The 23,379-nt window shown below is 65.0% G+C and carries 19 protein-coding genes; 15 read left to right on the forward strand and 4 right to left on the reverse strand.

Annotated elements, in window-relative coordinates; all coding sequences use genetic code 11:
• Positions 1-40 precede the first annotated feature (40 nt).
• Positions 41-454, reverse strand: coding sequence for a CBS domain-containing protein (locus tag AC066Y_RS10675; protein ID WP_478273839.1), 414 nt, complete (start codon positions 452-454; stop codon positions 41-43).
• Between the two features lie 238 nt (positions 455-692).
• Here AC066Y_RS10675 and AC066Y_RS10680 point away from each other — a divergent pair, with 238 nt between their 5' ends.
• The 5 genes from AC066Y_RS10680 to AC066Y_RS10700 all read left to right on the forward strand — a co-directional run bounded on the left by AC066Y_RS10680 (position 693) and on the right by AC066Y_RS10700 (position 7,086).
• A complete protein-coding gene (locus AC066Y_RS10680) occupies positions 693-1,535 on the forward strand; it encodes an IclR family transcriptional regulator (RefSeq protein ID WP_478273991.1) in 843 nt (280 codons plus the stop codon).
• Positions 1,536-1,719: 184 nt separating this feature from the next.
• Complete coding sequence (gene gcl / locus AC066Y_RS10685) at positions 1,720-3,507, forward strand: glyoxylate carboligase (RefSeq protein ID WP_478273840.1); 1,788 nt, start codon at positions 1,720-1,722, stop codon at positions 3,505-3,507.
• Positions 3,508-3,545: 38 nt separating this feature from the next.
• Complete coding sequence (hyi, locus tag AC066Y_RS10690) at positions 3,546-4,331, forward strand: hydroxypyruvate isomerase (RefSeq protein WP_478273841.1); 786 nt, start codon at positions 3,546-3,548, stop codon at positions 4,329-4,331.
• A 123-nt stretch (positions 4,332-4,454) separates the two neighbouring features.
• Positions 4,455-5,342, forward strand: coding sequence for a 2-hydroxy-3-oxopropionate reductase (locus tag AC066Y_RS10695; protein ID WP_478273842.1), 888 nt, complete (start codon positions 4,455-4,457; stop codon positions 5,340-5,342).
• Positions 5,343-5,493: 151 nt separating this feature from the next.
• Positions 5,494-7,086 (forward strand): gamma-glutamyltransferase family protein, encoded by a 1,593-nt coding sequence (locus AC066Y_RS10700; RefSeq protein ID WP_478273843.1) that lies wholly within the window; start codon positions 5,494-5,496, stop codon positions 7,084-7,086.
• A 52-nt stretch (positions 7,087-7,138) separates the two neighbouring features.
• Here AC066Y_RS10700 and AC066Y_RS10705 read toward each other — a convergent pair whose 3' ends face one another.
• The 3 genes from AC066Y_RS10705 to AC066Y_RS10715 all read right to left on the reverse strand — a co-directional run bounded on the left by AC066Y_RS10705 (position 7,139) and on the right by AC066Y_RS10715 (position 10,240).
• The gene (locus AC066Y_RS10705; RefSeq protein ID WP_478273844.1) at positions 7,139-7,876 is read right to left on the reverse strand and encodes a TetR/AcrR family transcriptional regulator; all 738 of its coding nucleotides are present in this window, start codon (positions 7,874-7,876) and stop codon (positions 7,139-7,141) included.
• A 142-nt stretch (positions 7,877-8,018) separates the two neighbouring features.
• Positions 8,019-9,239 (reverse strand): amidohydrolase family protein, encoded by a 1,221-nt coding sequence (locus AC066Y_RS10710; RefSeq protein WP_478273845.1) that lies wholly within the window; start codon positions 9,237-9,239, stop codon positions 8,019-8,021.
• A 17-nt stretch (positions 9,240-9,256) separates the two neighbouring features.
• A complete protein-coding gene (locus AC066Y_RS10715) occupies positions 9,257-10,240 on the reverse strand; it encodes a polysaccharide deacetylase family protein (RefSeq protein ID WP_478273846.1) in 984 nt (327 codons plus the stop codon).
• Between the two features lie 142 nt (positions 10,241-10,382).
• Here AC066Y_RS10715 and AC066Y_RS10720 point away from each other — a divergent pair, with 142 nt between their 5' ends.
• From AC066Y_RS10720 to AC066Y_RS10765, 10 genes are all read left to right on the forward strand, one after another.
• On the forward strand, positions 10,383-11,585 hold the full coding sequence (locus AC066Y_RS10720; RefSeq protein WP_478273847.1) for an ABC transporter substrate-binding protein: 1,203 nt from the start codon (positions 10,383-10,385) through the stop codon (positions 11,583-11,585).
• 40 nt (positions 11,586-11,625) lie between these two features.
• Positions 11,626-12,501: a branched-chain amino acid ABC transporter permease gene (locus AC066Y_RS10725; RefSeq protein WP_478273848.1), complete on the forward strand. Its 876-nt coding sequence runs from the start codon at positions 11,626-11,628 to the stop codon at positions 12,499-12,501.
• On the forward strand, positions 12,498-15,032 hold the full coding sequence (locus AC066Y_RS10730; RefSeq protein WP_478273849.1) for a branched-chain amino acid ABC transporter ATP-binding protein/permease: 2,535 nt from the start codon (positions 12,498-12,500) through the stop codon (positions 15,030-15,032). Before AC066Y_RS10725 ends, AC066Y_RS10730 begins: the two co-directional genes overlap by 4 nt.
• Positions 15,033-15,047: 15 nt before the next feature.
• Positions 15,048-15,980, forward strand: coding sequence for an oxamate carbamoyltransferase subunit AllH family protein (locus AC066Y_RS10735; protein WP_478273850.1), 933 nt, complete (start codon positions 15,048-15,050; stop codon positions 15,978-15,980).
• Between the two features lie 205 nt (positions 15,981-16,185).
• Positions 16,186-16,374 carry a hypothetical protein gene (locus AC066Y_RS10740; RefSeq protein ID WP_050404632.1) on the forward strand — a complete coding sequence of 63 codons (189 nt, stop codon included), beginning with the start codon at positions 16,186-16,188 and terminating at the stop codon, positions 16,372-16,374.
• 10 nt (positions 16,375-16,384) lie between these two features.
• The gene (locus tag AC066Y_RS10745; RefSeq protein WP_229165398.1) at positions 16,385-17,635 is read left to right on the forward strand and encodes a YlbE family protein; all 1,251 of its coding nucleotides are present in this window, start codon (positions 16,385-16,387) and stop codon (positions 17,633-17,635) included.
• Positions 17,632-19,140 (forward strand): acyl-CoA synthetase FdrA, encoded by a 1,509-nt coding sequence (gene fdrA / locus AC066Y_RS10750; protein WP_478273851.1) that lies wholly within the window; start codon positions 17,632-17,634, stop codon positions 19,138-19,140. Before AC066Y_RS10745 ends, fdrA (AC066Y_RS10750) begins: the two co-directional genes overlap by 4 nt.
• 4 nt (positions 19,141-19,144) lie before the next feature.
• Entirely contained in the window at positions 19,145-20,104 is a 960-nt protein-coding gene (gene arcC / locus AC066Y_RS10755; RefSeq protein ID WP_478273852.1) for a carbamate kinase, read from the forward strand.
• A gap of 205 nt (positions 20,105-20,309) precedes the next feature.
• A complete protein-coding gene (gene fdrA, locus AC066Y_RS10760; RefSeq protein WP_478273853.1) occupies positions 20,310-21,908 on the forward strand; it encodes an acyl-CoA synthetase FdrA in 1,599 nt (532 codons plus the stop codon).
• A complete protein-coding gene (locus AC066Y_RS10765) occupies positions 21,908-23,353 on the forward strand; it encodes a YlbE family protein (protein WP_478273854.1) in 1,446 nt (481 codons plus the stop codon). Before fdrA (AC066Y_RS10760) ends, AC066Y_RS10765 begins: the two co-directional genes overlap by 1 nt.
• The last annotated feature ends 26 nt before the right edge of the window (positions 23,354-23,379 follow it).

The raw sequence follows: 23,379 nt of genomic DNA on the forward strand, positions 1-23,379 counted from the left end.
CTCGAACCGAATTGCGTGGCAATGGCCTCGGGAAAATCCGTCAGGCCGCGCAGGCAGCTTCTTCCAGGGCCAAGCCGATGTCCCGCATGCTCACGACGCTGACGAGCCGGCCGTTGTCGATGACGGGGATATGGCGGATGTCGTGACGGACCATCAGATGCTCGACATCGGTGAGCGCATCCTGCGAAGTGCAGGACACCAGCGGCCGCGGCGAAATGAACTGCGCGACTTTCGCGGCGAGGCCACCCGTGCCGCGCTCGGCGATCACAGCGACCACATCGCGCTCGCTGAACATGCCGACCACGGCGGCGTCGACGCTGCGCGAGGCGTTCCTGACCACCAGTGCGCCGACATTGCTCGCGTACATCAGGTTCGCCGCAATGCTCACGGTTTCGCTCGAGCCGATCGTCACCACGTGCGCACTGTTGGTGCGAAGGATGTCCCCGACATACATGGCATGGTCCTCCCGGTTGCAGAATTGGGTCGTTAAGAAACAAACGTGGTATACATTATCCCAGAAGTCAAATAAAAGAATCGACGTGTTCCGCAAGAGGAATGGCAAAAATACTGACCTATCCTCGAATTCTGCTACCCTGACTCGAGGATCTTTTGGTATGCCATATGCCAATCGTGACACTCGTTATCGGCGAGCAATTTCGTTCTGAACCGCAACCGGTTAGGGGCAGGTCGTGATGAAAAGAGAGCCGATCCGGCGCAAGCCGTCCGATCCCGGTTTTCGCGCGCAACCGGATCAGGACCCGCGAGACGGCGGCGTTCAATCGGTCGATCGCGCGCTGCAAATCATGGAAGCGCTTGCAGAGGATGACGAAGGCTATCGGCTGACCGATCTTGCGATCCGCATCGGCTTGCCGCCGTCGACGGCTCACCGGCTGCTGACGACGCTGGAGAATCGCAGGTTTGTGCAGTTCGACCGCGAGGAGTCGAAGTGGCACATCGGCGCGCAAAGCTTCGTGGTCGGCTCGACCTTCATGCGCCGTCGCAATTTTTCCGCACGGGCATTGCCCTATCTGCGCAAGCTGCGGGACCAGACCAGGGAAACCGCCAATCTTGCAGTCGTCGACGATGATTCCATCATCGTCGTATCCCGCATCGAAAGCCGGGAGATCATGCGTTCGCTGACCAAGGTCGGCGGACGCGTGGCGCTGATTGCTTCGGGCGTGGGGAAGGCGGTGCTGGCCGCGTATTCCGATGCTGACATCAACGCGATCATCCGCCGTCGCGGCATGCCGCGCCTGACGGAGAAGTCTATCATTCGACCGGGCGAGTTGTTCAGGGAATTGGAGACCGTGCGACGCCAGGGCTATGCGGTGGACGATGAAGAGGCGCGGCTCGGCCTGCGCTGCGTCGCCGCAGTCGTCTTCAACGATTGCAGCGAGCCGTCCGCCGCGGTTTCAGTGTCGGGGATGGCGGATCGGCTGACCGATGAGCGCTTGCCGGAGATCGGCGCCATCGTGCACCAGATCGCAGCCGAGCTCTCCGCAGAGCTTCGCGGCAGCAGCCGCACCCAACCGTAGCAGCCCTGCGGCTGTTCTCGCCCTTGCCGGTTTCCATTCTTTCGCAGGCGCTAATCACTTGGAGACATGCAAGAAATCGCAAGCGTTGCCATAGCGCGGAAAATCCAATCGTTTGCGTTGAGATCGATGATCGCGGGCCTGATGATCATGCTCTGGCCAACTCATAGCGAAGCGGGATCATCAGATGAAAATGCGAGCAGTGGATGCAGCAGTGCGCATTCTCGAACGCGAGGGGATCACCTGCGCGTTCGGTGTTCCCGGCGCCGCGATCAACCCGCTTTACTCCGCGCTGAAGCGCAACGGCTCGATCCGGCACATTCTGGCGCGCCACGTCGAAGGCGCCTCGCATATGGCGGAAGGCTATACCAGGGCGAAAGCAGGCAATATCGGCGTTTGCATCGGCACATCGGGCCCCGCCGGAACCGACATGATCACCGGCCTCTATTCGGCGATCGCGGATTCGATTCCGATCCTCTGCATCACCGGTCAGGCGCCGCGGGCGCGGCTCTACAAGGAAGATTTCCAGGCCGTCGACATCGAGGCGATCGCAAAGCCGGTGACGAAATGGGCCGTCACCGTGCGCGAGCCGGCGCTGGTGCCGCGCGTGCTCAGCCAGGCTTTCCATGTCATGCGGTCGGGGCGGCCGGGACCGGTGCTGATCGATCTTCCCCTCGACGTGCAGCTGGCCGAGATCGAGTTCGACGACGAGACCTATTCGCCGCTGCCGGTCTACAAGCCTGCGGCGACGCGCAAGCAGATCGAGAAGGCGCTCGACATGCTCAACGCCGCCGAGCGGCCGCTGATCGTGGCCGGCGGAGGCGTGATCAACGCCGATGCATCCGAGCTCCTGGTCGCCTTCGCCGAAGCGGTCAACGTTCCCGTGGTCCCGACGCTGATGGCGTGGGGCGCCATTCCGGACGATCACGCGCTGATGGCCGGCATGGTCGGCTTGCAGACCAGCCATCGCTACGCCAACGCCACGATGCTCGAATCCGATTTCGTGCTCGGCATCGGAAACCGCTGGGCCAACCGGCATACCGGCTCGATCGAGACCTACACCAAGGGGCGCAAATTCGTCCATGTCGACATCGAGCCGACACAGATCGGACGGGTTTTCAATCCGGACCTCGGCATCGTGTCGGATGCGAAGGCCGCGCTGGAAATGTTCGTGACCGTCGCCCGGGAGTGGCGGAAGTCCGGCAAGCTGCGCGATCGGCAGGCCTGGCCCGCGGCCTGTCGCGACCGCAAGCGCTCGATGCTGCGCAAGAGCCATTTCGACAACATCCCGATCAAGCCGCAGCGCGTCTACGAAGAGATGAACAAGGCGTTCGGCCGCGACACCTGCTACGTGACGGTGATCGGATTGTCGCAGATCGCGGGTGCCCAGTTCCTCAACGTCTATCAGCCGCGCAACTGGATCAACGCCGGGCAGGCCGGTCCGCTCGGCTGGACGTTGCCCGCCGCGCTCGGCGTGCGCGTCGCCGATCCCGACCGCGACATCGTCGCGCTGTCGGGTGATTACGACTTCCAGTTCCTGATCGAGGAGCTCGCGGTCGGGGCGCAGTTCAATCTGCCCTACATCCACGTCGTCGTGAACAATTCATATCTCGGGCTGATCCGGCAGGCGCAGCGCGGCTTCGACATGGACTATCACGTCCAGCTCTCGTTCGAGAACATCAACGCACCCGAGATCGGCGCCTACGGTGTCGACCACGTGACCGTCGCAGAGGGGCTCGGCTGCAAGGCGATCCGCGTGACGGATCCGAACGAAGCACAGGCCGCGTTCGCGACCGCGCGCGAGTTGATGGCCAAGTATCGCGTGCCCGTGGTGGTGGAGTTCATTCTCGAACGGGTCACCAATATCGCGATGGGAACGGAGATCGACAACATCGTCGAATTCGAGGAGGTGCTCGATCTTCCGCTCGATGACGTGCCGAGCGCACAACGATCCGGCACGCTGTTGCCGGCCTGACGACATCATTAGCGCTGCTCCAAGCGGAGATTCCACCCGTGCCTCAATTTGCCGCCAACCTCACCATGCTCTTCAACGAGCTGCCGTTCCTCGATCGGTTCGCAGCCGCCAAGGCCGCGGGCTTCAACGCAGTCGAGTATCTTTTTCCCTATGACTTCGAAAAGGGCGCGTTGCGGGAGGAACTGGCGCGCTGCGGGCTGACCCAGGTGCTGCACAATCTTCCGGCCGGCAATTGGGCTGCCGGCGAGCGGGGCATTGCGATCCTGCGCAATCGGGTCGATGAATTTCGCGACGGCGTGTTGCGCGCGATCGACTACGCGAAGGCGCTGGATTGCCGGCAGCTGAACTGCCTGGTCGGCATCGCTCCCGCCGGTGCTGATGCAGCAGAGCTGCGCGAGGTCCTGGTGTCGAATCTGCGCTTCGCCGCCGGCGCGCTCGGCCAGCATGGCATCAAGCTCCTGATCGAACCGATCAACACGCTCGATATTCCCGGCTTCTTCCTGAGTGGGACGGAACAGGCGGTGCAGCTCATCTCCGACGTGGGCTCATCCAATTTGTTCATCCAGTACGACATCTATCACATGCAGATCATGGAAGGTGATCTGGCGCGGACCCTGCAAAAGCATTTCGGCCGGATCGCGCATGTCCAGCTCGCCGACAATCCTGGCCGTAACGAGCCGGGCACCGGCGAGATCAACTATCCCTATTTGTTCAAGCATCTCGACAGCATCGGATATCGCGGCTGGATCGGATGCGAATACAAGCCGCGGACGACCACGCTCGAGAGCCTTGCCTGGCACGCCGCGCAGACCTTCGTGACCTAGAGTTCTCCCATTTCGATTGAATCGGAATGGAACTCTGGATTTTTGCTTTGACGCGTTTTCTCCACGCGAACGGTATCCGCTTCGCAGGAGAACATCCAATCCGGCTGACAGGAGCGACGACAAATGAAAGACATAGGATTCATCGGGCTCGGCACCATGGGACGTCCGATGGCGAGCCACCTCCTGGCTGCCGGCTATCGCCTGTTCCTGCACGACGTCGCACCCATTTCGCAAGAGCTGATTGCGGCCGGCGGCATCGCTTGCGAGTCCGCGAGGCAAGTGGCGCAGGAAGCAGACGCCGTGATCATCATGGTGCCGGATACGCCGCATGTGGAAGCTGTGCTGTTCGGTCAGGGCGGTGTCGCGGAGGGCGTCTCCAAAGGCATGATCGTGGTCGATATGAGCTCGATCTCGCCGCTGGCGACGAAGGAGTTCGCACGGAAGATCGATGCGCTCGGAGCCGATTATCTCGACGCACCGGTTTCCGGCGGCGAGGTGGGTGCAAAGGCGGCGAGCCTGACCATCATGGTCGGCGGGCGGGAGCGGGCGTTCAACGCGATGAAGCCCCTGTTCGACGCAATGGGGAAGAATGTCACGCATGTCGGCGGCAATGGCGACGGCCAGACCACCAAGGTTGCGAACCAGATCATCGTGGCGCTGACCATCGAGGCGGTGAGCGAGGCCCTGTTGTTCGCGTCCAAGGCGGGCGCCGATCCTGCGCTGGTGCGCCAGGCGTTGATGGGCGGCTTTGCCTCGTCCCGGATCCTCGAAGTGCACGGCGAGCGCATGCTGAAGCGCAATTTCGATCCGGGCTTTCGCATCGAGCTGCATCAGAAGGATCTCAACCTCGCGCTGGAGGGCGCACGGGCGCTCGGATTGTCGCTGCCGGGCACCGCGGCAGCTCAGCAGCTGTTCAACGCCTGTACCGCCCTCGGCGGCAAGGCCTGGGACCATTCCGCAATTCTGCGGGCGCTGGAAGTCATGGCGGGTCACGAGGTGGCGGCTGCCTGAGCTTCATGCAATGGTCACGGTGCCGAACTTCAATGGCGAGCCCCGGTGACGATCGCGACGGCCCGGCACCCGCATCCCAAAGAGCGATCTTTGGCTCCTTGACACGGTAAGTAAAAATATTATTACATACCGTGGTTGGGAGATACGGCTGATGTTGCAAACAAAACGAAGCTATGGCGGCATGGTGACCGCGCCGCACCACCTGGCGGCGCAGGCGGGACTCGCGGTCCTGTCGGAAGGCGGCAATGCGATTGAGGCGATGATCGCCGCGGCCGCGACGATTGCCGTGGTCTATCCGCATATGAACGGCCTCGGCGGCGACAGCTTCTGGCTGGTCGGCCGCGCCGGTTCGATGCCGGTCGGGATTCAGGCTTGCGGACGCGCCGCGATGGCGGCGGATCGCGACTGGTATCGCGAGCGTGGCTGCAGCAGCATTCCCGGCCGCGGCCCGCTGGCCGCGCTGACCGTCGCCGGGACCGTCGACGGCTGGCGGAAGGCCTATGAGCTCAGCCGCGATCGTCATGACGGTCGGCTGCCGATGGCGCGGCTGCTCGAGCCCGCAATCCGGCATGCCGAGGAGGGCGTGGCCGTCACCAGCACGCTGCACGAGAACATCCGCAAGAAGCGGCATGAGCTCGAAGGTGTACCCGGCTATGCCGAGGTTTATCTGCCGCAAGGCACCCCGCTCGCGCTCGGTGCGCGGCTGCGGCAGCCGCGTGTCGCCGCGACGCTGCGGCGTCTGGCCGAGGCCGGGCTGTCTGATTTCTATCGCGGCGAACTGGCGCGTTCGATGGCGGCCGACCTCGAGCGGGTGGGGAGCCCGCTGCGGCTCGCTGATCTGGAGCGGCATCAGGCAGCGCTGGTGACGCCGCTGTCGGTCGAGGTGTCCGGACACAAGGTCTTCAACATGCCTCCGCCGACGCAGGGGCTGGCCTCGCTCCTGATCCTGGCACTTTATGCCCGGCGCATCGCTGGCGAAGCCGATGGCGTCGATCATCTGCACAGGCTCGTCGAATGCACGAAAGCTGCGTTTCGTATCCGCAACGGCCATGTGACCGATCCCGACTACATGAGCCGACCGGCCGCTGAATTCCTGTCCGAGGAGTCGCTCGCCGGGCTTCACGAAACGGTATCCGACCGCCGCGCCGCGCCGTGGCCCGATCCGTCCAAGCAGGGCGATACGGTGTGGCTCGCTGCGACCGATCGCAGCGGACTCAGCGTCAGCTTCATTCAAAGCGTCTACTGGGAATTTGGTTCGGGCGTCATCCTCCCCGAGAGCGGAGTCACCTGGCAAAATCGCGGAACGAGCTTCAGCCTAAACGAGACCGATACCAATCGGTTGGATCCGGGACGCCTGCCATTCCACACGATCCAGCCGGCGATGGCCGAACTCGGCGACGGGCGGCTGATATCTTTCGGCACGATGGGCGGAGAGGGGCAGCCGCAGACCCAGGCCGCCATCTTCTCCCGCTACGCCATGCACGGCCAGGAGCTGCAGTCCGCGATTACGGCGCCGCGCTGGCTGCTCGGTCGCACCTGGGGCGAGGAGAACAACAATCTGAAGATCGAGTCCCGCTTCGATCCCGCGATCATCGAACAGCTCCGCGCGCTCGGCCACGACATCCAGGTGACCGGTCCGTTCGAGGAGTTCATGGGACACGCCGGCGCGATCGTCTGGCATCCGGACGGCTTGATGGAAGGAGCCAGCGATCCACGCAGCGACGGCGTCGTTGCGACCCGCTGAGGGGCATCGCTGCTCTCGATCCGCACGATATTGCGTCGTGCGGCTTGCCCCGCTAGCGGGACGGCTTGCCGAGGCGCGCCGTCGCCTTCGATCCTGCCGACTTGTCCTTGCGATCCCCGACAGGGGCCGTCAGCCAGGTCAAGATCATGTCCTGCGCATGCTCGCGGCGCCGCTCAAGCCAGTCCGACGCGCCGAGATCCTTGTCGAACATCGCCGACAATGTGTACCGGTTGGAAACGTGGAAATAGCTCATCGCGGTGATTGAGACATAGAGCTGGATGGGATCGACGTCATCGCGAAACAGGCCCGCCGCCACGCCGCGCCGCAGAATGCTTTTGATGCTTGCAACCAGGGGCAAAGTGAGCTCGGCAATCTTGCGCGACTTGCGCATATTGCGTCCGCGTTGAAGGTTCTCGGTGTTGATCAGGGCGATGTAGTTCTGGTGCTGCCCGAAGAACGTGAACGTGAAATCGATCAACCCGCTCATTGCGGCGATCGGCTCGAGATCATCCAGTTTCAGCCGCTGTTCGGCGGCGCGAATTTCGGTGTAGACGTCCTCGAGGACGGCTATGTAGAGCCCGTTCTTGTCGCCGAAATAGGCGTAGAGCAGGCGCATGTTGGCCTTGGCGCGCTGCGCAATGGCCTCGACACGTGCGCCGCCGAGGCCATTGTGACAGAACTCGAAGGTCGCGGCGCGCAGGATCGCTTCCTTGGTGAGCGCGGAGTCGCGAGGCCGCTTTCCGCGTGTGGTGGTGCGGGCGGGGCTGGTCGGTGCTGTCGTCTCTGTCACGGCGTCAACCTTGCCTGGGCTCGGGTATTCACGCAGGGCACGTCCGCATCAGGCCACATCGGGCGGCGGACCGGTTCCCGGCGCAAGCAGCTGGGATTGAGATCGGCATTGCGACTGTTCGTCAAGTGCGATTCCTCCATGTTCACTGCTTCCGGGCGCCGGCTGCCACCATCGCGCCGGCGTGCGCGACGAGCCGGCCAGCCTTGTAGACATCGCGTGGCTTGGGACGAGCGACCACGGCTTCCTGGACATGCCGGGCGTCCAGCACGACGAAATCCGCCGTCCCGCCGACGGTGAGGCCGTAGTCCTTGAGGCCAAGCGCGCGCGCTGCGTTGGTCGTCACCATGTCAAAGGCCGCGGCCAATTGATCGTCCGTGTTGAAGCCGGAGCGATAGCCGACCATCATTGCGCGTTCGAGCAGGTCGCCGTCGCCGTAGGGCCACCAGGAATCGCGGATGTTGTCGTTGCCGGAGAACACGGTGACACCGGCGTCGCGAAGCAGCAACACGGGCGGAAATGTGCGCGAGCCCGGGGCGTTGGTGAGAATGGCGACGCCGGCCTCGGCAAGTTGCTGCGCGGTACGTTGAGCCACGTCAACAGCCACTTCGCCGAGCGCATAGGCATGACTGATCGTGACCTTGCCGCCAAGGTCCGATGCCTTGGTGCGTCGCGCGATCTCCTCGATCTCCGAGATGCCCTGCAGGCCGCCGTCATGCAGATGAATATCGATGCCGACGCCATGCCGTTCGGCGATCCCGAAGACGACGTCGAGATGCCCGGCGACGTCACCATCATGGCCTGCGGGATCAAGCCCGCCGACCAGATCGGCGCCGGCGCGAACGGCTTCCTCGAGCAATTTGGCCGTTCCGGGCGATGTCAGGATGCCGCTCTGGGGAAATGCGACGATCTGGATCGAAAGCTTCTCCCGGTGCGCCTCCCGCGCGGCGGAGATCGGTTCGAAATGTCGCAGGCCGACCTCGGCGTCGACATCCACATGGCTGCGCATGTGAGTGGTGCCCTGCGAGACGCAAAGGTCGATCAGGGCCGCGGCCCGAACCGCGATCGGCTTGGCGCCGGCGAGCGCTTCCTTCTCGAATTTGACGCGCTCGCGCACGCTGAAGCCCGCGGTGCAGGGCCGATGCGGCTTCCAGTCGTCGCCGATGAAGCATTTGTCGAGGTGGATGTGACCTTCGACCATGCCGGGGAGCACCAAGCGTCGGCCAAGGTCGCGCCTTTCGCCGACTGCGCCGTAGCTTTGCGGGGACGCCGCGATCGCCACGATCTTGCCGCCGCGGACGGCGATTTCGACCAGCTGGCCGTCGGTGAGCCGCGCGTTCTGAAAGAGTGTGTCGATGGCAGTCAATTTGGGTCTCCAGTTTCTCATGTCGGGACGATGCCGTCGGGCAGGGCGCGCGAAAATGCCGCGATCTCACCGGCGGTGGTGATCCAGATGTCTTCGCGCCTTGCGACGATCGCCTGCAGGGCGCGTCGCAGCGGCCGCAGCCGGTGCGGCTGGCCGACCAGGTATGGATGCAGCGCGATGCCCATCACCAGCGACTGCTTGGCGGATTGCGTAAGCATTTCCTCGAATGTGTCCGTGATCATGGTCGCAAACTGTTCGCCGCTGTCCTTGCGCCCGACAATCGAGGGGATGTCGTTCAGTTCCTGTGGATAGGGCACGGACAGGATCCGCCCGCCAGCCCTCGTCGCGAACCACACCGGCTGGTCGTCCATGCACCAGTCGAGCAGATATTGGTAGCCCGCTTCGGCGAGAAGGTCCGGCGTTACCGCGGATTGCGAGATCCACGGACCGAGCCAGCCGAGCGGCCGTCGTCCCTCGGCACGCGCGATGACATCCGTCGCCTCCTTGATCAGTTGCTGCTCCTCGGCAGGTGAGAGCACGCCCTGACGTTCGGAATTGGTCCGTCCGTGGCCGACGACCTCGTCGCCGCGCGCGCGAAATGCGTCCATGACTTCCGGGCAGTAGTGATAGATGCTGCTGTTCACGAGCACGGAGATGGGCAGTTTCAGCTCGTCGAACAGATCGATGAGCCGCCAGACGCCGACCCGGTTGCCATAGTCGCGCCAGGCGTAGTTGAGGACGTCCGGATGCGGACCGCCCGGACAGAGTTCGGCGCCGAGTCCATCGCCGAAAGCGAAATGCTCGAGGTTGAGCGCGATGTAAACCGCGAGCCGCTTTCCGTGTGGCCACACGAAGTCGGGGCGGCGCGTGATCGCGCTGTAGCGATAGCGGTCATGAGAGCGGAGACCCCGCGCTGGATCCGCCGCTTGCGCGGATGTTGCACCGCCGAGAACGCCAGGTGAGGTGGCCCGCTCCGGTTCCGCTCCAGTCTCCCGTTGCATTGCAATCTCCATTCGGCGCGCGATCAGCCGCTTGACATTCGTCAATTTGTGAAGAAAGTTTTTACTTCCGTCAAGGCCGCGGAGACGGCGGCAGCGGACCAGAGGCGGCTGGGGAGCCGTCGGAGCGGGAGGAATTGCAGAAATGAGCTACGCTTGTACCCCCATTACCGGGTTGTGCCGCCGCGTTGTCTTGCAGGGCGCGCTCGCCATTCTCATCGGCTGTGTGCCGCTTGCGGAGCGGGCGCAGGCCGCCGAGCCGATCAAGATCGGCCTGGTCACGGCGCTGTCGGGGCAGTCGGCGCGCGCCGGCGAAGCGTTGACCCGCGGCGCCACGATCGCGATCGAGGAGATCAACGCGAAAGGGGGCGTGCTCGGCCGTCCGCTGGAGCTGGTGCGCCGTGACGATGAAAGCAATCCCGCGAAGGGGCTGACCGCCGCGCGCGAACTGATCCAGCGTGAGAAGGTCGCGGTGCTGCTCGGCGGTCTCGATACGCCGGTCCAGCTTGCGATCGTGCCGTTCGTCAACAACGTCAAGATGCCGTTCGTGGTGCCATGGGCGGCCGGAACCAACATCACGCAGAACGGCGCCGCGTCCAACTATGTATTCCGCGTCTCGGCGATGGACGACGAGGTCGACAAGGCGATCGTCGCGTTCGCCGGCAAGACCTTCGCAGCCAAGAAGCCGGGCCTCATCCTGGTCAACAATCCCTGGGGCGAATCGAACGAGCACGGCCTGCGCGCGGCGCTGAAGGCGGCAGGGATCGAACCGGCGGGTATCGAGAAGTTCGAGGCGAACGATGTCGACGTGGTCGCGCAATTGTCCCGGCTCAAGCAGGCGGGCGCCGACTCCCTGTTCCTGGTCGGCAATGTCGGTCCGTCCTCGCAGGTCGTGAAATCGCTCGACCGGATGGGCTGGGCGCCGCCGATCGTGTCGCATTGGGGGCCGGCCGGCGGCCGCTTCACCGAGCTCGCCGGGCCGAGCGCCGAGAGCGTCGTCTTCGTCCAGACCTACAGCTTCTTCGGCAACCTCTCGCCGGTCGGCAAGCGCGTGCTCGCCGAGCTGCAGGCGAAGTATCCGGACATCAAGGGCCCGGCGGACGTGACGCCCGCGGTCGGCTTCGCCAATGCCTATGACAGCGTGCTGGTGATCGCCGGCGCGATTCAGAAGGCCGGCAGCACTGATCCGACCGCCATTCGTGACGGCTTCTACGGAATCGACCGGCTGGAAGGCCTGATCAAGACCTATGAAAAGCCGTTCGCCCAGGACAAGCACGATGCGCTGACGGCGCAGGACTACATCTGGGCCCACTTCGAAGACAACCACATCCTGCCGTTCAAGAACTGACGGCAGCGGTCGTCCAGCAAGCAGATCGGGGTGATCATCGATGTCGTTTCTTTCGGCGATAATAACCGGAATGGCGCTGGGGAGCATGTACGGTCTGCTCGCGCTTGGCTTTCACGTCACGTACGCCGTATCCGGCACGGTCAACTTCTCGCAGGGCAGCTCGATGACCCTGGGAGCCGTTGCCGGATACTTCTTCCTCATCGTGTGGGGCTGGCCGGCCGCGATCGGCATCCCCGCGGTGCTGCTGGTCTGCGCGGTTTACGGCGTTCTGATTGAACGCTTCGCGGTTCGTCCGTTCGTGCTGCGCGGGTCGGACAACTGGCTGATGGCGACCGTTGCGGTCGGCATCATCGTCGACAATGTGATGCTGTTCGTGTTCGGCAAGGAGCCGCGCAGCTTCCCGTCGACGTTCGCGGCCAAGCCGATCCAGATCGTGGAGGGGGCAGGGGTCTACCCGCTGCAGCTCCTGATCCCGGTGGTCGGCTTGTTGCTTGCGCTGGCGCTGCACCTGATCACCCGCCGCACGCGGCATGGCGTCGCGATGCTTGCGGTGGTGCAGAATCCCAATGCCGCACGGCTGATGGGCATCAATGTCAGCGGCGCAATTGCCGCAAGCTACGCAGTGTCGGCCATGCTGGCGGGCGTCGCCGCACTGCTGATCGCGCCGCTGTTCAACGTTTCGTCCGAAATGGGCACGCTGTTCGGCATCAAGGCGTTCGCCGCCGCGATCATCGGCGGCCTCGCCAGCGCCTGGGGCGTCATGCTGGCCGGGTTGTGCCTTGGCCTGATCGAGGTGTTCGCGACCAACTATCTCGGGTCGGTCTACACCCAGATCATCACGTTCGCTTCCGTCATCGTCATCCTCGTCGTCATGCCGCACGGGCTGCTCGGCCGAGCCGGAGTTAAGAAGGTATGACCTCGCGCGCCTCCCTTCTCGTCGCGTTCGCGGCGTTCGCCATTGCCATCGGCTATGCCGCGGTCGCGGACAGCTATTCGGTGTTCCTGATCGCGACGATTTCGCTGACGGCGATCGGCTGCATCGGCCTCAACGTCCTGCTCGGCCTCGCGGGCCAGATCTCGCTCGGCCATATCGGCTTCATGGCGATCGGTGCGTACACCACCGTGCTGCTGATGGAGAAGGCTGGCTGGCCCTACCTCGCCGCGACGGCGGGGGCCATCGTGCTGGTCAGCATCGTCGGCGGGCTGCTCGCGATGCCGGCGCTGCGCGTGCGCGGGCCGTATCTGGCGATGGTGACGATTGCCTTTGGTTTCATCGTCGAGCACGTCACGATCGAGTGGCGCGATCTCACCGGCGGCGGCAACGGCCTGATGCTGAGCGCGCCGCCGAGCGTGTTCGGCTATACGCTGTCCGAGCGTTCGCTTGCCATTGCCGGCGTCGTGCTGGTGTTTGCCGGCCTCATCCTGTTCGAGCGGCTGAAGCGCAGCGGCTGGGGCTATGCCATGCGGGCCGCCCGCGATACCGAGGTCGCGACGCGTTCGCTCGGCATCGATCTGGTGCAGGTCCGCGCCGTGGCCTTCGTGATTTCGGCGGCCGCGATGGCGCTGGCCGGCGCGCTGTTCGCACCGCTGCAGGGCTATATCAGCCCGAGCTCGTTCCCGTTCCTGCAATCGGTGCTGCTGTTGTTCGCCGTGATGGTCGGCGGCGCCGGCTCGGTGCTCGGCCCGGTGATCGGCGCAGCGCTGGTGGTGCTGCTGCCGGAAGTGTTGTCGGATCTCGCCGAGTATCGCCTGCTGGCCTTCGGCGTGCTGCTGTTCGTCGTGCTGCGCGCCGCGCCCTCCGGCATCGTTGGTCTCGCGGAGCAACTCGCGGCAAAAGTCCTGCCGGCGCGCAAGCCGGTGGCCGAGCCCGCGATCGCGGCGGCGGAAACCGATGCGGCGATCCTCAAGACCCACAATGCGGCGGGGCTCGACGTGACGGATCTCTCGATCTCGTTCGGCGGCGTGCGCGCGGTCCAGGGCGTATCGTTCAAGGCGGCGCCCGGTGCCGTCACCAGCATCATCGGTCCCAACGGTGCCGGCAAGACCAGCGCGCTCAATCTGCTCTGCGGCTTCTACCGGCCGCAGGCGGGGACGGTGAAGCTCGGCGATCGCGATGTCACCGGCATGACGTCGCATTTGCTGGCGCGGGTCGGCGTGGCGCGCACGTTCCAGACCACGCAGCTGTTCGGCTCGCTCACGATCCTGGAAAACATCCTGCTGGCCGATCGGGTCGGCCGTCTCGGCGGCGTTGTCTCCGCGCTGCGCAACGCGGAGACCGAGGGTTTCGCCCGGTTCCTGCTGCGCTTTGCCGGTGTCGACGGCGATGTCGATCGTCTTGCGGATTCGCTGTCCCATGGCGAGAAGCGGCTGGTCGAGATCGCGCGCGCGCTCGCATTGCGGCCCCGCATCCTGCTGCTCGACGAGCCCGCGGCTGGCCTCTCCAAGGGCGACAAGCAGCGCCTGACCGCGCTGTTGCGCCGGATCGCCGATCTCGGGATCGCCGTCATCATCGTCGAGCACGACATGCCGATGATCATGTCGCTGAGCGATCTCATCGTCGTGCTGGACGGCGGCAAGCGCATCGCGATCGGCGATGCGGCGGCGATCCGCAACGATCCGCTGGTCCGCAAGGCCTATCTCGGCGACGCGACGCCCGGTGAGAAGAGCCGCGCGCCGCGGCCGGCGCGGCAAGGCACCGCACTCGAGGTCAAGACGCTCGATTCGTTCTATGGCCTGTCGCGGGCCTTGAACGGGATCGATCTGGTGGTCGCTCCCGGCGAGGCGGTCGCCGTGCTCGGCGCGAACGGCGCCGGCAAGACCACCCTGATGCGGTCGATCGCCGGTCTCGAACCGCCGCGCTCCACGGGTGAAGTGCGGCTCGCCGAGACGCGCATCGACAGGATGCCCGCACATGTTCGTGCCCGCCATGGCGTCGTGCTGGTGCCGGAAGGGCGGCAGGTGTTTCCGGAGCTGACAGTGAAGCAGAACCTGCAGCTCGGCGCCTATGCGCGCAAGGGAATAGACCTCGATGCCGAGATCGAAGCGATGTTCGTGCGCTTCCCGCGGCTGAAGGAGCGCATCGACCAGCGCGCCGGCCTCTTGTCCGGTGGCGAGCAGCAGATGCTCGCGGTGGCGCGCGGACTTCTGACCGGGCCGAAGATCTTCATGCTGGACGAGCCGTCGCTCGGATTGGCGCCGCTCGTGGTCGTTGAGCTGTTTGCGTCCTTTGAGCGGCTGCGCAGCGAGGGCATGACCATCATCGTGGTCGATCAGATGGCAGGCCACGCGCTCGCGCTGGCCGACCGGGCCTATCTTTTGGAGACCGGTGCGATCCTGAAGAGCGGGGCCGCCGACGTCATCGCCGAGGATCCGCTGCTCGAGGCGGCCTATTTGGGCGGCGAGGCCCAGGCCGGCGCGCCGCAACGGCTCGCGGCACAGGCACGCTGAGGGAGGCGAGGGCGGATGTTGGTCGAAGGCCGCGAAACGGACGGAAGGCAGTCGGGTCGCGCGGGCGCGCCGGACGAACGGCGTCCCGCAGCGACGGTCTGTGCCGATGTGGAGGTGGGGCTCCTCGCCGACAGGGCGCTTCGCGATCGCGCCGCGGGCCAGGTCGTCGCCGTGTTCGAACGTTCGTTCTACGCCGTGATCGACGGGATCTGGATCTGCGTTGGACGGATCGGCATCGGATCGGGTCCATTGCACGTGGTCGGCGACTTCCGATGGCCGGGATTGGCGGTCGGCGATCCGGTGCGGGTCGCGGACTCCATTCTGTGGATCGGAGCGACGCCGCTCGCGAATCTGGCCGCGCGGTCGGTCTGGGCACCGCCCGCTGTACCACACTGGTCTACGGCCAGCCTGCGACGCGGCCTTGATGCGGTCGATGAGGTGTGGGGCGGTGATCTGACTTCGGAGGGCCTCGCCGTGGTCGGGTCCGGACATGCTCCGGGCGACGGCTCTGCGCTGGTTCGGGCTGCCATGCCCGGCCTCGCTGCATTGGAGCAAATCCTCGCAGACCCGGATGACGATGCGGATCGAGAGTCCGGGCTTGCCAGCCTGGTCGGTCTCGGGCCGGGGCTCACGCCGTCCGGCGACGATCTGATCGGCGGTGCGCTGATCGCGCTGGCAGCGCTCGGACGCATCGAATGTCGCGATGCATTGTGGGACCATTGCCGCGCTCTGCTCAACGGCACCAACGACATCAGCCGAATCCATCTGCGCGCGGCGGCGCTGGGCTACGGGGCGGCGGCACTGCACGCTGCCATCCATGCAACAATGAGCGGCGAGGCCGCCGGATTTCATCGCGCCCTCACGGCCCTCACCGCGATCGGGCATTCATCCGGACTGGATGCATTCGCCGGCAGTCTGGTCGTGCTGCGCCACGCCCTGCGCGAGTGAGGCCGTTGCAGCTCAGATTTCGAGTTCTCCCAGACTGCTCCGAACGAAGTTCGGAGCTCCTTTTTTAAGGCGCCATTGCGCTTCGACCGGTCCGCTGTTTGCGCGGGTATGGAAATTCGCATTCTTCGAGAATCCGGTCTTGACGAAGTAAGTGTTTTCTTATTATCTCGATACAACGAAAACGAACTTGGTTAGGGCGGAGACGATGACGGATCAGGATAGGCCGCAGTATCAGCAATTGCTGGCGCGCAAGGTCGAAGTCGTGAATGTCGGGCTTGAGGGGTTCGTGAAGGACCTCCGCGACTGCGGCATCGACGTCGTTCACGTCGACTGGAAGCCGTCGGCGGGCGGAGATCCGCAGATGGCGGCTCTGCTCGCGAAGCTCGGTGTGTGAGGGCGCACCGATGAAGCTGATCGAAGACGCAAACCAGCAGGCGCTCGCCCGGATCCTCGAAGGGGAGCCGCGGCTGATCGACATCGTTCCCGCCCGCGAATTGATCCCGGGCCTGCGCGAACGGATGATCCTCCACGCCGGCCCGCCGATCTCCTGGGACAGGATGTGCGGCCCGATGCGCGGCGCGGTCGCGGGCGCCATCGTGTTCGAGGGATGGGCGCAGGATCTGCCGACCGCGACCAAGCTCGCCGCCAACGGCGAAATCGAATTTCACCCGAACCACCACTTCGGCGCAGTCGGCCCGATGACCGGCATGACGACGATGTCGATGCCGCTGTTCGTGGTCGAGAACGCGCGCTTCGCCAACCGCGCCTATTGCGCGATCAACGAGGGGCTCGGCAAGGTGATGCGCTTCGGCGGCAACGACGCCAGCGTGCTGAAGCGGCTCGCCTGGCTGCGGGACGTGTTCGGGCCGACGCTCGGCAAGGCGATCCGTGCCGCCGGCGGCATCGACCTGAAATCGATCGTCGCGCGGGGCTTGTCGATGGGCGACGAACTCCATCAGCGCAATCTGGCCTGCTCGAGCGTCTTCCTTCGCGAGATCGCGCCCTGGATGGCGCGGACCTCAACCGACAATGCCGTTCTCGCCGAATGTCTCGCGTTCATCGGACAGAACGATCAGTTCTTCCTCAACATCGCGATGGCGATGGGCAAGGCGATCACCGATCCCGCCAACGGCATTCGGGGCTCGACCATCGTCACCACCATGTGCCGCAACGGCACCGATTTCGGGATCCGCGTCAGCGGGCTCGGCGAACAGTGGTTCACCGCGCCGGTCGAAATGCCGGAAGGGCTGTACTTTGCCGGCTATTCCGAGAAGGACGCCAATCCGGACATGGGTGATTCCGCCATCGTCGAGACGATCGGTCTGGGCGGATTTGCGATGGCGGCGGCGCCCGCCGTCGCAGGCTTCGTCGGGGCCGGCGCGCCGTCCGAGGCCGGCAACTTCACCCGCTCGATGGGCGAGATCACGGTAGCGCAAAATCCGGAATGGACCATCGCCGCAATGGACTTCGCGGGCGTGCCGACCGGCATTGATATCCGCCTGGTCGTCGATTCCGGCGTGGTGCCCGTCATCAACACCGGCATCGCGCATCGCGAGCCCGGCATCGGCCAGGTCGGCGCCGGCGTGGTCAAGGCGCCGTTGGCGTGCTTCCAGCAGGCGATCGTCGCGATTGCCAAGGATTTGGGTGTGTCATGAACGTCGTTGTCCTGAACGAGGTCCGCAAGGGATTCTATCTCGACTCGGTCGCGCTGATGCGGCTGTCGCGCGAGGTGGCCGGCTCGCCCGGCGTGATCGAGGCGGCGTTGATGATGGGAACTCCGTCGAACGCTGCGATCATGCGCAATGCGGGGCTGCTGGAGGAGGGCACTGCCGTGAAGGGCAATGACCTCGTGATCGCGGTCAAGGCCGAGTCGGAGCCCGCTGCCCGCGAAGCCCTCGACAATGCGATCAAGTCGCTCGACAAGCCGAAGACCCAGGGCGAGACGCAGGCTGCCTGGCGGCCGCACTCGATCGCCGCCGCGGTGAAGGTCAGGCCGGAGATCAATCTTGCGCTGATCTCCGTTCCCGGCGAGTTCGCCGCCGCCGAGGCCCGCAAGGCGCTCAATCGCGGCCTGCATGTCCTGATGTTCAGCGACAACGTGTCCCTCGAGGACGAATTGTCGCTCAAGCAGCAGGCGCGGGCGGCCGGCCTCCTGATGATGGGGCCGGATTGCGGAACGGCCGTGATCGGCGGCGCGCCGCTGGCGTTCGCCAACAAGATCAGGCGCGGCAGGATCGGCATCATCGGCGCATCGGGGACCGGAACGCAGGAGGTCTCGTGCCTGATCTCGGAAGCGGGCGCGGGGATCTCCCACGCCATCGGGGTCGGCGGGCGCGATCTGAAGAAGGATATCGGCGGCATCACCACGCTGATGGCGATCGATGCCTTCGAGTCCGATCCGGAAACCGATCATGTGGTACTGATCTCGAAGCCGCCGCATCCCGATGTCGCCAGATCCGTCCTTGAGTGGATCGGCAGAAGCAGGAAGTCGTACACTGTGTGCTTCATCGGTGCTTCGGAGATCGAGCTGCCGCCGAACGCCCGCTTCTCGCCGACGCTGAAGGGCGCCGCGGAGCTGGCACTGGGAGACAAGAAGATCGCCCCAGGCTTCGACGCGAGCGCGGTCGCATCACGGCTTCCGCGCAGCGGCCGAGGCGGGATCGAGGGCTTGTTCGCCGGCGGAACGCTGTGTGCCGAAGCCCAGGTGATCCTCGCTGCGGCAGGTCGGAAGGTGGCGTCGAACGCCGCTATCCCCGGCGTGGTCAAGCTCGGCGTCGAGCCGAACGCCGGACGGGATCGGCTGATCGACCTCGGCGACGACGAATACACCCGTGGCCGGCCGCACCCGATGATCGACCCCTCAGTGCGCGACGATGCGCTGCGTGCTGCGCTCAAGAACCGCGATCTTTCGGTGGTCCTGCTCGACCTTGTGCTCGGCTATGGCGCGCATGCCGATCCCGCCGAGCATCTGACGAATATCGTCGCCGATCGCGGGCAAGATGCGCCGGCGTTGATCGCGTCCGTCGTCGGCACGGAGCAGGATCCGCAAGGGCGCTCCGCGCAGGTCAGGAAACTGGAGCAGGCCGGAATCCTCGTTGCGCCGTCGAACGCGCAGGCGTGCGAGCTTGCGGTTGCCATCGTCCAGAATGCCGGGAGATAAAGAAATGCGTACACTCAATGACGTGCCGCGTCGCCTGGTGGTCGCGATCGGTGGCAATGCGGTTCACCCCGAGGATATCAGGGGCACTTCCCAGGAGCAGAAGTCCGTCGCGCGGATCACTGCGGAAGCGCTGCTGCCGCTTGCGCAACTCGACAATGAGCTGGTCATCACGCATGGCAACGGCCCGGTCGTCGGCAAGATCATGATGCGCCAGATGCTGACGATGAGCCGAATCCCGCCGATGGACATGGACATCTGCGTTGCGCACAGCCAGGGCGGTATCGGCTATCTCCTGATGCAGGCGATCGAGAATGCCCTGCGCGAGCAAGGCAACCAGCGACATGTGGCAAGCCTGCTGACCCAGGTCGAGGTGGACAAGGACGATCCCGCGTTCAAGAATCCGACGAAGTTCGTCGGACCGTTCTTCTCCGAGGACGAGGCGACGAAGATCAGCGCCGAGCTCAATTGGGCGATGCGTGAGGATTCAGGGCGCGGCTGGCGTCATGTCGTCCCGTCGCCGAAGCCCAAGCATGTTTGCGACATCTCGTTGGTCGATGCATTGGTCAAGCGGGGAACAATCGTCATTGCGGGCGGCGGCGGCGGCGTTCCCGTGGTTCGTGATGCAAAGGGCGTGCGCACCGGCGTGCCGGCCGTCATCGACAAGGATCTGACATCCGCTCATATCGCCAATGTGCTGGGCATCGAGGAGTTGCTGATCCTGACCGCGGTCCCGCGCGTTGCGGTGAATTTCGGCAAGCCGAACAAGAAGGAACTGGACCAGGTCAGCCTCGAGGAGATCAAGGCCTATCACCGCGAAGGACATTTTCCTCCGGGAAGCATGGGACCCAAGGTCGATGCGGCGATCCGGTTTCTCGAGGGCGGCGGCAAGCGCGCGATCATCAGTCACCTCGATTGCGCCATGGCTGCGCTGCGGGGCGAGACGGGGACGCACGTCGTTCAGTAACCACCGGGATTGGCGCGTCGGCGGGACATTCGCCCGCGCCAATCTGCATTCGAGCGTCGAGCAAGATGGCCCGCGCTCATCGAGTTGAAGCAGTTGGGGCGCATCTGCGCCTCAATCTGATCAGGCGATCGAGCTGGCCGCTGGCTCAAGCTCACACATACAAGACAAACAAGCAGCCTGCGGGATTCAAGGGAACGACAAGGCAATGGCCATTCAATCCAGCATAAAGGCGAACCTGTACAAGGATTCCGTGTCGTTGATGCGGATTTCGCAGGTCACGGTCGCGCGGACCGGCGTGCAGCGAGTCACGCTGCTGATGGGAACGCGCAGCAACAAGGAGTTCCTGCAGCAGGCCGGGCTGATGAGTCCGGCGCTCGAGAGCGCCAAGCCGGGCGATATCATGATCGTCGTGGCGGACGATGCGCCCGAAAAGCTCGCAGCCGCCGAGCGGGAGATTCACTCCCTGATCGCCGGTGAAGAGCCGAAGGGCGGATCGACTGAAGCCGCGGCGGAAGCGCCGCCGCGCTCGATTTCCGGCGGCGTCGCGATTGCCGATCATGCCGACCTCGCATTGATCTCGGTGCCCGGCCCCTATGCCGCCGCGGAAGCCCTGAAGGCCCTGCGCCAGGGCCTGAACGTGCTGCTGTTCAGCGACAATGTGCCGATCGAACAGGAGCAGGCCATCAAGCGCGTTGCGGCGCAGAAGGGCCTGCTGGTGATGGGACCGGATTGCGGCACGGCCATCATCAATGGCGTGCCGCTTGGATTTGCCAACGTCGTTCGGCGCGGCGCGATCGGGCTCGTTGGCGCGTCGGGAACGGGTTTGCAGGAGGTGATGTGCCAGATCCATCGTCATGGCCAGGGCATCTCGCAGGCGATCGGCACCGGCAGCCACGACGTTTCCAGCGAGGTCGGCGGCATCACCATGTTGCAGGGCCTGGAGCTGCTCGCCGCCGACGCGCAGACCAAAGTTGTCGCCATCGTCTCCAAACCTCCCGCGCCCGACGTGCAGAAGCGGGTGATCGAGCGCGCCAGCGCGATTGGAAAGCCGGTCGTGATCTGCTTCCTCGGCGGCGAGCCGGCTGCATCCGCCGGCAATGTTCACCGCACGGCGTCGCTCGAGGAGACGGCGCGGCAGGCCGTCGCGCTTGCGGCGCCCGGCCGGCCCGAGCGTAACGAAGGTGCGATCGAACAGTTGGCAACAAGGGTCTGTGCGTCGCTGGCACCCTCGCAGCGCTACCTGCGCGGTCTCTACTCCGGCGGAACGTTTTGCTCGGAAGCCCAGACCATCTGGCGGGCGGCGGGCATTCGTGCCCGGTCGAACGCGCCGCTTGCCGGCGCAGATCGTCTGGCCGACGTGGAAGTGAGCCACGGGCACACGGCGATCGATCTCGGCAGCGACGAATTCACGGTGGGGCGTCCACATCCGATGATCGACTATGGCGTGCGGATCGAACGGCTGCTCAAGGAAGCGGACGATCCGACCGTTGCCTGCATCGTCCTGGACGTCGTGCTCGGTTACGGCAGCCACCCCAATCCGGCGGAGATCCTGGCTCCGGCGATCCGGCGGGGGAAGGCCGCGGCGCGAGCGCAGGGGCGGGAGCTTCCCGTGGTCTGCTTCGTCTGCGGCACGGATTCAGATCCGCAGCCCTATGAGACCCAGAAAGCCATGTTGGCGGACGCCGGCGCGGAGATTGTCGGCAGCAGCACGGGCGCGGCCCGCGCCGCGCAAGCCATCGCGAGCCGCATGGCCGTGGACGACAACGCCACAGGGCGCCGTGCGATGCAAGGTGGAGAACGATGATGAACGCAGTCCCTTCCGCGCTCCGGAACAAGACATCTGTCATCAGCCTCGGCGCCTCCGGCCTCGATCGCGGTGTCGAGAGCAGCGGAGCCCCGCTGGTGCGTCTGCAGTGGCAGCCGGTCGGCGACGGAAGTCCCGAGGTCGCCTGGAATCTTGCGCAGCTGGTTGGCGATGCCAGCGATGCGGACTGCCTCGGATCGCGGATTGATCGCGCCAATGCGGAGGTGCTCGAGCGCATCCTGACCGCACAGCCGGTATGGGTCGACGTCGCGGCGCACGCATCCGAAGTCTGGCCGGACATGGGCCGGACGCTGCTCCATGCCGGCCCGCCGATCGCCTGGAACGATATGTGCGGCCCGATGAAGGGGGCGGTCGTCGGCGCAATCCTCTACGAGAAATGGGCGACGACCCAGCAAGAGGCCGAGCAGCTCGTCGCGGCAGGCGGCATCCGCTTCGCACCGTGCCATGAATTCGGCGCGGTCGGGCCGATGACCGGGATCATCTCACCCTCGATGCCGCTGTTCGTGGTGCTGAACCAGATCACCGGCAATCGCGCCTATGCACCGATGATGGAATCCGGCGGCGCCAAGACGCTGCGGTTCGGCGCGTTCGCGCCCGAGGTGATCGAAGGCCTCAAGCTCATCGAGAATGTATTGGCGCCATGTCTGAAGGCCGCGGTCGCTGGCGTCGACGGTGGATTGCCGTTGAAGCCGCTGATGTCGCAGTCGCTGCACATGGGCGACGACGTCCACAACCGCAACACGGCGGCGACCCTGCTGCTGTATCGCGCCGTCACGGAATCGCTGCTCAAGTCCTCGATCTCGCGCGATCTGGTTCACGAGACGCTGCGGACGATCGGGGCGGACGACATGTTCTTCCTCAGCCTGTCGATGGCGGCATGCAAGGCGACCATGGATGCCGCGCACGGCGTGCCGTTCAGCAGCATCGTCACCGCAATGGCGCGCAATGGGGTGAATGTCGGCGTCCGCGTCAGCGGGCTGAACGGGCAATGGTTTGTCGGTCCGGCCGACATCCCCGTCGGCCTGTTCCTGCCAGGCTTCAGCGAGGCCGATGCCAATCCCGACATCGGCGACAGTGCGATCACCGAGACTGCGGGGCTTGGCGCGTTCGCGATGGCGGCGGCTCCGGCGATGGTGCAGTTCGTCGGCGGCACGCCGCAGGACGCGCTGCGCTATTCGCGCGAGATGGCGCACGTCACGATCGGCCGCAATCCCGGCTTCACTCTGCCGATGCTCGACTTCATCGGAGCTCCGGTCGGCATCGACATCCGCAAGGTCGTGGACGAAAGCATGCGGCCGGTCATCAACACCGCAACGGCGCACAAGGAGCCGGGTATGGGGATCATCGGCGCCGGCGTCGTGCAGGCTCCGATGAAATGCTTCGTCGACGCCGTCGACGCGCTGGCGACGATGGCCACGAGATGACGTTGCTTCGAGACTGAAAATGACGG

This window comes from Bradyrhizobium sp. USDA3010 (assembly GCF_056429065.1).